General features: G+C 39.3%; 1 pseudogene. It reads right to left on the bottom strand.

Annotated features, from left to right (window positions below):
* A pseudogene (locus GQ598_RS11020) lies at positions 1–244 on the bottom strand (hypothetical protein); the annotation flags it as partial.

Raw genomic sequence — 244 nt, 5'->3', positions numbered from 1 at the left:
CTTTTCGTCTTAGATAAGGTTTGAATTGTTCATAGCGTGCTTTATTTTGATAAAGGTAATTATAGATTGATTGGACGCTGACTTTCTTTAAACGTGCAGCAATCTGTTCTGGGCTGTAATAAAGCATGAGGTATTTTTCAACTTGACGCCATACCGAAGACTCTATTGCCTTACCATTACCGCTGTTTTTTCGCCTTTTCCTAGCAAGTGTCACCGCCTCATGTGCTTGATAGGTTTGATTAGG

This window comes from Gilliamella sp. Pas-s95, assembly GCF_009795795.1.
GTDB lineage: Bacteria > Pseudomonadota > Gammaproteobacteria > Enterobacterales > Orbaceae > Gilliamella > Gilliamella bombicola.
The sequence above is the reverse complement of the archived record's forward strand: the minus strand, read 5'-3'. Positions and strand labels throughout refer to the sequence as shown.